This window comes from Mesorhizobium sp. M1409 (genome assembly GCF_040317535.1).
Classification (GTDB): Bacteria; Pseudomonadota; Alphaproteobacteria; order Rhizobiales; family Rhizobiaceae; genus Mesorhizobium.
The window spans coordinates 1-1,289 of record NZ_JAMYKV010000146.1; the positions used below are offsets into that span (position 1 = coordinate 1).

Here is a 1,289-nt window from a genome sequence, read left to right on the forward strand (position 1 = left end):
CCTCGAGATTGTCGATCAGCCTTTCGAGAACGGTGACCTCGGTTGAGCCGAAGAGGCGAGCCGCCTTGACGGTGTGGCCAACTGCACCGCGCCCGTGCACGAGCTGCATGACCCTGGTGGCGGCAATCAGAGCGGTTGCGGCCAAACGTTCGAGTGCATCGCCGTCGGCAAGCAGGCTTTCCTCCAGATCGATGGCCTGTGACTTCAAGGTCCGGAACAGCTGTTCGATGATCCAACGCTTGCGGTAGAGATCGACGACAGCGATGGCATCGGCGAACGTGTTGACGGTGTGGGTGGTCAAAAGCCGCCAGACCACCGCATCCTTGGGGGAAGGCGGATCAATCTCGCGCACTTCCACGATGTTGAGCGGAAGTTCGCGGGGATCGCGGGGGTCGGCGCCAAGGCGTGGCTGGCGCAAAGTGACCGCAGCCAGGCGAACGGCCAAGCTGACGGTGCGCGCCGACCGGCCGGGACGTGCCTGCAGATCAAAGGCGATACGACCGACTTCCGGCGTCCTGGCGATCTCGCTGAACAGACGGCCCTGCTCGCCCAAAGCCCGATCCCGCACGGCACGGATGAGCACATGCGTGCGCGCGTCAGGCAGCCTTGCAAACACCTCGTAGATATCGGCCTCGCGGTCGCCGATCACGGTGACAAGCGGCGTATCGGTCAGCGCCCGGCACGCTGCTTCGGCGGTGGCGATCCATTTGTAGCTTTCCTTGGCTTCGATCGGCAGGGCTTGATAATTGTCCTGCTTGCGCCCCTCGCGTCGCCAGATCGTGGCGGCCGCAAGGCCCAAAACGCTGCCGTCCACGGCATCCACCGCCAGCGCCGGATGCACGAACAGCCCGACATCCTTGCCGTTGCCGACACGGCCAAGGCCTCGCTTGCGCGAAGCCTTGGCCTCATAGTTGATCTCGCTGCTGTCCTCGATGATCAACACGTGGCGCCCGGCGGCCGCTTCGGCCGTTCGTGCCGCCGCCGTGCGCAGGATCTCCCGCACCGTCACGTGGGGATTGCGAAATAGGCGCGTGAAGGCGACCTTCTCGGCGCGCGTATCGGCAAGCCGGCGCATGCCCGCGCTAAGGCGCATGAACATTCGCTCCAGCACCATGCCCCCCTTTTTTGCAGGCGCAGGTCACCGAAGTATCCCAGACAGGTCTTGGCCATCGTCGAAACCTCCAGAATCAACAATGCCAGCTACAGAATCACAGACGATTCAACTTCTTCAACCCCTATCTGGCGCCTTCAAGAACTGCGCCGAAGCAAATGTGTGCGCACGCTAGCCC

At 63.4% G+C, this 1,289-nt stretch carries 1 protein-coding gene; it reads right to left on the bottom strand.

Going from position 1 to position 1,289, the window contains the following annotated elements:
* On the bottom strand, window positions 1-1,093 hold a 1,093-nt coding region (locus NKG99_RS35730; RefSeq protein WP_352874168.1), incomplete at its 3' end, for an IS4 family transposase.
* Between the last annotated feature and the right edge of the window lie 196 nt (window positions 1,094-1,289).